General features: G+C 50.4%; 7 protein-coding genes. All 7 read left to right on the top strand.

Going from position 1 to position 8,294, the window contains the following annotated elements; genetic code table 11:
- Positions 1 to 92 precede the first annotated feature (92 nt).
- Positions 93 to 536 carry a hypothetical protein gene (locus tag OEM52_11820; GenBank protein MDK9700824.1) on the top strand — a complete coding sequence of 148 codons (444 nt, stop codon included), beginning with the start codon at positions 93 to 95 and terminating at the stop codon, positions 534 to 536.
- A complete protein-coding gene (locus OEM52_11815; GenBank protein ID MDK9700823.1) occupies positions 523 to 2,226 on the top strand; it encodes a protein kinase in 1,704 nt (567 codons plus the stop codon). Before OEM52_11820 ends, OEM52_11815 begins: the two co-directional genes overlap by 14 nt.
- 159 nt (positions 2,227 to 2,385) lie before the next feature.
- Entirely contained in the window at positions 2,386 to 3,336 is a 951-nt protein-coding gene (locus OEM52_11810; protein ID MDK9700822.1) for an ATP-binding cassette domain-containing protein, read from the top strand.
- A gap of 92 nt (positions 3,337 to 3,428) precedes the next feature.
- Complete coding sequence (locus OEM52_11805) at positions 3,429 to 4,136, top strand: ABC transporter permease (protein MDK9700821.1); 708 nt, start codon at positions 3,429 to 3,431, stop codon at positions 4,134 to 4,136.
- A gap of 1 nt (position 4,137) precedes the next feature.
- Positions 4,138 to 5,712, top strand: a complete 1,575-nt coding sequence (locus tag OEM52_11800; GenBank protein ID MDK9700820.1) for a Gldg family protein — start codon at positions 4,138 to 4,140, stop codon at positions 5,710 to 5,712.
- A complete protein-coding gene (locus OEM52_11795; protein ID MDK9700819.1) occupies positions 5,709 to 6,716 on the top strand; it encodes a DUF4340 domain-containing protein in 1,008 nt (335 codons plus the stop codon). The genes OEM52_11800 and OEM52_11795 overlap by 4 nt, the downstream gene beginning before the upstream one ends.
- Before the next feature lie 299 nt (positions 6,717 to 7,015).
- Positions 7,016 to 8,294 (top strand): hypothetical protein (locus OEM52_11790; GenBank protein MDK9700818.1); only part of this gene is annotated, 1,279 nt, incomplete at its 3' end.

Genomic DNA, 8,294 nt, shown 5'->3' with positions numbered 1-8,294 from the left:
ATACCGTTTAACGAATAAACAAGGTCAGTATCATTACGGCAAGGAACAGAACCATAAAATAAGATGCCGAAAAAGGAAATTTCCGGGAAGATTTGTACTATCGTCTAAACGTAGTGAATCTTCGTCTTCCCTCGTTGCGGGAACGCCGTTCCGACGTACCGTTGTTGACCCACTACTTTTTGAAGAAATTTGCGAATCGCGCTGCTGAGGAAAAACCGAAGCAAATTACCGCCGACGCGATGAAACAGTTATTGAATTACGATTGGCCCGGCAACATCCGCGAATTAGAGAACACAATCGAACGGGCGTATGTCCTATCGTCACCGACGACAATTCGCAGCGAAGACCTCTCGCTACCGTCACAAGGCGGCGATGAGGACGCAAAACACCGGACACTCAAAGATTATGAACGGGAAGTTGTAATACGTACACTCGAAGAGTGCGGTGGTAATCGAACGAAAACTGCCGAAATTCTGGATGTATCGATCCGCTGGCTTCACTACAAATTGAATGAATGGAAAGTTGATACCGTCTGAACAAGAACGCGGCTCTCCAGTCGAACCGATCGGTTCCATTGGCGGGTACGAACTGCTCGAAATCCTTTCCCGTTCTATCGTCACCACGGTCTACCGCGGGTGGCAGCCCTCGCTCAACCGTCCGGTTCTAATCAAACAACTCCATCCGCAGCTTGCCGCCGAGAAGGATATTCGAGCCCGCTTCGAGCGGGAAGCCCGCGTCATTGCCCGGGTTCGCCAAGACAATATTGTCAATATCTATGATTATAGCGCGACCGCGGAAGCGGTGTATCTCGTACTCGAATGGGTCGATGGGTATAATCTCAGTCAAATCTTGAAGCGCGGCGGTTCCCTTCCGGCGCCGATTGCGATGCTGGTGATGCTCGAGATTCTCAAGGGACTTGAAGTCGCTCACATGCAAGAGGTGATTCACCGCGACATCAAACCGGAGAATATCCTCGTCAGTAAAGACGGTAGAATTAAAATTTCGGATTTTGGGTTAGCGCTCTTCAAAGAGTCTCCCTCGATTACTCAACAGGGGATGGTAATCGGAACCCCGTCATTTATGGCGCCGGAAACAATCACCGGCGGAAAAGTCGATGCCCGTACCGATTTATTTGCATTAGGCGCTTCTTGCTATGAGTTATTGACTGGTGAGCGAATCTTCAGTGGAACGACATTTTCGGAAAGTCTGCATCTGGTATTAAGTAAAATGCCAGAGAAACCGTCGGCGAAAGTACGTGACATTCCCCCCGAAATCGATAAACTGGTGCTGAAACTGTTGGAAAAAGATCCTAAGAATCGGCCAGCTACTGCAGGGGATGTCGCAAAACAAATCCGCTCGATTTTAACGATCTACCAATGGGCGGAAAATCCGGTTCTTATTCGCGATTACATTTCCGATCCCGCTGGTTTCCGAATGCCGCGCACGACCCGTATCCCGCTCCGTCGTCATCGCAGTATCATTGCTTGGGGGCTGGTGATGCTGGCGGTTGCCGCGATTGCGATGCTGCTGCACAATCGGTTCCAAAATGTTGCACAGGATGCTTCAACCCAGGATACGATCCCTGTGAAAACCGCCGATACCATCGCGAGTGTCATTCCTCTCGATACATCGAGAATAATACCAACGGCAAAAGACACCACAACCAAACCGCCAGTTTCAACCAAACAACCGGTGAAAAGTGACGGAATCGTTTCGGTACCTGCGACACGTCCCCGAACCACCGAAACCAATACTAAACCATCGGAATTAAAAACCGCTAAGGTAAAAGTCAATGGTTTTTTGCGCATCACCAGCGATCCGTGGGCAGTTCTCGAAACCGATACCGGGATTAAAGAGACGTTGCCGATTGCAAATGCGATAGAATTGGAAGAAGGGGAGCATATCATTCGCTTGACGAATCCGAAGTTCCCCCTGATAACAAAGCGCGTTACGATTCACCCCTACGAAGTTGAGCGTTTGCATGTCGAGTTGTGGCGGGAAGTAGGTGCCGTGAAAATCGGACATATTGACCCGTGGGCGGATATTTACATTAACGGAACGAAAGTGGCAAGCACACCAGTAGCAACGCCGATTGCCGTGAAACCCGGTACCGTGACTGTGAAATTAGTGAATCCCAAGTATCCGCCACGGATTGTGCAACTAACCTTAACGGCGGGGGAAACCTCCGAACGAATCAACTGGAACTTTGAAAATCCAACACCTTAAATTCCAGGAACCAAATCGTTGATTCGGGCGTAAAAAAGTGTCGTACCCGGTGTAGTATCTTGTGTTCAAAGAAATCTATTATGGCAGGAAACGACGGCAACCCCGTCGCGCAAATGAATCGGTCAAAAAATGACCTTAACCAGAATCGGATGAAACCCTATGATTTCAATCGAAAACCTTTCCAAGAATTACGGTTCGTTTAAAGCGGTCGATGCGATCAGCTTTCAAGTCGAACGCGGCGAAGTGGTCGGTTTTCTGGGACCTAACGGCGCTGGAAAAACCACCACCATGAAAATGATTACGTGTTACATGCCGCCAACGACGGGCAGGATTGTCGTCGATGGATTGGATGTCGTCGAACAGTCGTTGGAAGTGCGGCGGAAAATCGGTTATATGCCGGAATCCGCACCACTTTATCACGATTTAAATCTGGTCGACTATCTCCGGTTAGCGGCGGAGTTTCGCGGAATCGCCAAAGATCAGCGGGAACGCCGGGTGCGTGAGATGGTCGAAGTCTGCGCATTAGGTGAGATGGTGCAGAAGCGGGTCGGAGAGTTGTCCAAAGGATTCCGGCAACGCGTCTGTTTAGCGCAGGCGCTAATCCATGACCCGGAAATTCTCATCCTCGATGAACCAACCGTCGGACTCGACCCGAATCAAATCATCGAAATTCGCTCGCTTATCAAACAACTCGGTCAACGCAAAACCGTTATTCTCTCAACTCATATTCTTCCCGAAGTGGAAGCGACCTGTGACCGGGTCGTGATTATTCATCGCGGGAAAATCGTCGCCGATGGCGCGACCAACGACGTTGTCGCCCAGTTCTCCGGACAGGGGTTGGTAACTGTCGAGTTTGCGTTGCCGGTACCTGATGCAACTGGTATGCTCCGGCAATTGCCGCGGGTCGGAACGGTACGCGAAGTCGGTGCAGTACCCGGCGGCGGCTGGCAACTGCGGGTAGAAGCCCGGGAAGGGGCGGATGTTCGGAATGAGATTTTCCGGATTGCCGCTCAAAATGATTGGCCGTTAACCGAACTGCGCAAAGAAGGCGCTTCGCTCGAAACGGTGTTCCAATCACTCACCCGCGACGATGCTGCGAAAGCCGCATAAGTCTGTTGGGGCGTGGTAATATGCCCAATAAATATGTTTCGATACTGGTCGATAAAGCGACCATTACCAATCAATTTTAACTATGGTGAACCATGAATAATGTGCTACCGATCATGCGTAAGGAGTTGAAGACCTACTTCAACTCACCGATTGCCTACGTCGTGATTGGCGTATTCCTTCTAATATCGGGTTGGTTTATGTCGACCAATCTCTTTTTAGCAGGAACTGCCGATTTACGCGTACTCTTTCAAATCGCACCGTTGATTTTCATGTTTTTTGCGCCGGCGATTACGATGCGGCTCATCAGCGAAGAGCGAAAATCCGGCACCATCGAATGGCTGGTGACAATGCCGATTCGCGATTCCGAAATCATTGTCGGAAAATTCCTTGCCGCAGTCGTTTTGCTGGCAACTGCGCTGGCATTTACCGCGCCATTCGGCATTGTGATTTCCTTTCTGGGCGACATCGACGAAGGTCCGTTCATTGGCGGTTATCTTGGATTGCTGCTGATGGGAGCGGCGTACCTCTCGATTGGATTGCTTGGAAGTTCGCTGACCGAGAATCAGGTGGTCGCATTCATCGTCGGTCTGGCGATTTCGTTTCTCTTTTTCATGTTCGATAAGGTATTAATGTATGTCCCCCCGGTGATGGGCTCGGTGTTGCAATATCTCGCCATCGATTACCATTTCGAGAATATCGGACGCGGGGTAATCGATACCCGTAACATTCTATATTACTTAAGTCTCATCGTAGTCATGCTTGGCGCTTCGGTAGCAGTGCTGGAAGGGCGGAAACGGTAAGATGAAAACGAACAAACAACAAAACCCGTGGGTGCGGGTCGTCCTGCTTGCCGCGATCTTTATCGTCGCAAACTTAGTTATGTACCGGTTGTTCTTCCGGGTCGATCTCACCGCCAATAATGTTTATACCCTTGCAAAAGCGTCCAAGAACGCGGTCGCAACGCTCGACAAGAAGATGGTAGTGAAGTGCTACTTCACGCCGAATCTTCCGGCGCCCTATAATCAGAATGCGAAGTTCCTCCGCGATTTGCTGGATGATTATCAAGCGTATGGAAAAGGGAAATTCGAGTATCAATTTGTCGATCCGGGAACCGAAGAAAAACTGGAGAAGGAAGCGAACAGTTTCCAGATTCCTCCGGTACAAGTCGACATCATGCAAAACGACCGCGTCGAAGCTCGCAAAGTCTACATGGGTCTCGTGATTCTGTACGGTGAGAAGCGCGAAACGTTGCCGGTGGTGCAATCGACTACGAACCTCGAATATGAGTTAACCATTGCGATTCGCAAGTTGACGCTGGCAAAACAACCGACGATTGGTTATGTAACTGATGGTGGCGCTCCGACGTTCCAACAGGATATGCGGAAACTGCAAGCGGCGATGGAAAAAACCTACAAAGTGAAGACCGTTTCACTCGCCCAACCGGTTCCGAGTGATATCGACATTCTTTTGGTGATCCGTCCTACTTCGCAAATCGATAGCAGAATGGTCGCACATCTCGACCAGTATCTGATGAATGGCGGTAAGTTATTGGTTGCTGCCGGTCGGGCGAATGCCGATTTGAGTAATGGCAGCGCGACTCGGGTCGAAAGTGAGTTATTCAATTGGCTGCGCGGTGTCGGTATGCCGGTTGAGGAGAATTTGGTTGGCGATTCCCGTTGCGGGTACATCATGGTTACCCAGCAACAAGGAATGTTCATGTTCCAGAACCAAATCAACTATCCATTCTTCCCGAATGCGATTAATCTGAACCGTGCGTTGCCAGTAGTGAAAGATTTACAGCAACTCGATTTCTTCTTCCCATCGGGCATCGACACGTCCGACGGTGCCAGCAAGGGATTAAAGGTACAGGTTATCGCCCGTACCACCAACAAAGCGTATCAACAACGCGGACGTTTCGATATCAATCCATTAACGAAACGTACGGCGAAAGATTTCACTGAAGGTCCGTTTGCATTAGCGGCAGCATTCAGCGGTGTCTTCCCCTCGTATTACAAATCAACGTCGGTTCCCGTCGATAGCACCGGCAAACCGATAGTGTCGGATATCCCGAAGGATTCCAAAGAAACCCGTTGTGTCGTTGTGGGAGAAGGAAACTTCCTGATGGACGGTTTTGCGCAGTCGCCCGGTAATCGTGCCTTTATCCTCAACACCATCGACTGGTTGGCACAGGATGAATCGTTGCTCGAAATTCGTACCCGCGACGCGACTGTTCGTCCGATTAAGGAAATTGCACCGGCGAAACGAACCCTTATTAAGTATGGCTTGATGCTCGCTCCGGTGGCACTGCTTGTCCTGTTCGGGATCTGGCGGTGGCAGAGTGCGAAGCGCCGGAAGGTATGGGAGACAGAAGTATGAGCAACAAAACACTCATCATAATTTTTGGCGCGCTCGCGGTAATTCTAATATTGCTGCTGATGCGGGACCGCCGGATTGAACGCCCGGACGATGTCTTCTTGCTGGTCGATACGACGAAGATATCCGAGATTAGCATTAAGCAGGGTACAACTACCACGCTGCTCAAAAAAGAAGGTGGCGAGTGGCGGATGAAGCAACCGGTCGACTGGCCGGTACAAGCTTGGGCGATGACGAATATGCTCAATTCCATCGATACATTGGAAGTCGAGTATATCGTCACGGAAGATCCAACCAAGTACAAAGACTTTGAAGTCGACGATGAAAAAGGCGCTCTCATCACAATCAACACAGGTAAAGAGAAGGTTGAGTTTGTGGTGGGATCACTCGGTGCGACGTGGCGGCATACCCACATGCGGAAACCGGGCGACAAAAATGTCTATTTGGTGAAGGGTTCAATTCGCTCCTACCTCGTGAAACGTCCCGACGATTGGCGCGACCGCCGGATTTTTAATATTCCCGACGACTCGCTACTTGCAGTGACTGCGAAGTTTGATAAAGGCGGCTGGACGTTAGCAAAGGACGATACGACGTGGATGGTCGATATTGGCAACAAGAAGATTATGCCGGACGACAATGTACGCACCGGTGTAATCAGCGGATTGGTGCGACTCAATATCGGTGATTTCCCGCCCGATAGTGTGGTCAGAATCGCATCGTTTGCGGAACCGTTGGTTACATTCAACTTCACATTGAAGGACAATTCAAGTCATTCGGTGGTCTTTGCAAAACACCCCTCGAACGATCAACAAGTCTTATTCAAAGTCGATAACCGCCCCGACATTTTTGGTCAATGGAAGGGTAGCTTCGATATGTTGAATAAGAAGGGGGAAGAGTGGAAGACCCCACCGGCACCAAAAGCCCCGAAAGGCGCTCCCGGTAAAGCCGGTACGCCACCGAAGAAAGGCGCGAAGAAAGACGACCACAAAGGTCATGACCACGGATAAATAACTGAGATTATTCGATAGAAGGGGCGGCTGGCAGCCGCCCTTTTGTTTTGAGTAGGGGCGGGCTCCCACGCCCGCCTGTTATGCATGATGGTGGTTACGGGTTTCGAAACCTGTACCGTAGGGGCGAACTGCAATTCGCCCAACAATTTTTGTTGGGGCGGGTTTCCAAACCCATATCGTAGGGGTGGTTGGTCGCCGCCCTTTTCTTCGTGAGTTTACTTTCAATGGGAAAACCCTTTGACTAAAAAACCACTGTTAGTACATTGCTATTACTTCAAAGATTCCGGGAGGTTGCGATGCGGATGTTTGCTATTCGGTTACTCTTCGTACTTTTTTGCGGTGTACCGATCTACTCAATCGCTACGGATGCTCTCTCTGCTTCCCATCGCTCGCAAAATCCTGCTACATCTACACCCATTCCGAAACCGTTCTTCTTTACTGAAAACAAAGGGCAATGGGATTCCCGCGTGCTGTACAAATGTCAAGCAAAGAATGGGATGACGTGGTTCCTCGAACGTGATGGAATTACTCTCCTTGTGAGCAGGGAACAGGGGACAGGGAACAGAGAGCTGGGTAGGGGCAGACCCTCTGGGTCGCCCGCAGGTGACGCCGTACGTCGGACATTCTTGTCCGACGACTATTCGGGTAGGGGCAGACCCGCTGGGTCGCCCAATGAAAACGACTTACCCGAATTGCTACGCCGTCATCCACAAAAGAATCATCCGATGAAGTCGCACGCCCTGAAGTTTCACTTCGTGAATGGTGAAGGGTCAAAGGTGAATGGTGAAAGGTCAACAAAAAATAATTCCGAGAACCTTGACCAGTCTTTTTCTACCCTACACCCTTCACCTTACACCTTACACCAATCTTTTTCCACCTTACACCGTGCGTCAGCACAAAGTGTCGAAGCACACGGAGAGCTGCCGTGGAAGAATAATTATTTCCTAGGGAATGATTCGTCAAAGTGGGCACCGAATTGTAGGAATTTCTCTACGGTTGTTTATCGTGAGGTGTGGGATGGGATTGATGTTGAATGGTATGAAAACGATGGGAAACTTGAATTCGATTTCATTGTCCATCCCGGTTTCGATCCGTCCCAAATTCGGATGTCCGTGGAGGGGTTAGAGGGGGATCGGATTTCGGGGTTCGGGGATCGGGAAACTGGATTGTCATTGCGAGAGCGCCCTGCGCCGAAGCAATCCCATTTGGATAATGGGAGCAGGGAACCGGAGACAGGGAACAGTAGGGGCGTGCCGCGCACGCCCGCAGGAAATGTTCGTGACCTGCTACGCGATTCACGAACTACTGGAGGAACCGTACATCGGCAAAAAATGTCCGATGGCGAAATGGATAGTAGTAGGGACAGACGCCCCTGTCTGTCCGACAGTAGGGGCGAGCCGCGCACGCCCGCAGTTACAGGTGTAGGTCAGACAATCCTGTCTGACAAGTATTCCAGTAGGGGCAGACCCTCTGGGTCGCCCGATGGAAATGTTCGTGACCTGCTACGCGATTCACGAACTACTGGAGGAACCGTACATCGGCAAAAAATGTCCGATGGCGTAAAGGATAGTAGTA

The sequence above is a fragment of the bacterium genome, assembly GCA_030247525.1.
In the GTDB taxonomy this organism is placed as follows: Bacteria; Electryoneota; JAOADG01; order JAOADG01; family JAOADG01; genus JAOTSC01.
The sequence above is the reverse complement of the archived record's forward strand: the minus strand, read 5'-3'. Positions and strand labels throughout refer to the sequence as shown.

Bases quoted from the DNA above. Each gene is read 5' to 3' on its own strand.
- OEM52_11810 (MDK9700822.1), top strand. From the start codon at position 2,386: ATGATTTCAATCGAAAACCTTTCCAAGAATTACGGTTCGTTTAAAGCG.
- OEM52_11805 (MDK9700821.1), top strand. From the start codon at position 3,429: ATGAATAATGTGCTACCGATCATGCGTAAGGAGTTGAAGACCTACTTC.
- OEM52_11800 (MDK9700820.1), top strand. From the start codon at position 4,138: ATGAAAACGAACAAACAACAAAACCCGTGGGTGCGGGTCGTCCTGCTT.
- OEM52_11795 (MDK9700819.1), top strand. From the start codon at position 5,709: ATGAGCAACAAAACACTCATCATAATTTTTGGCGCGCTCGCGGTAATT.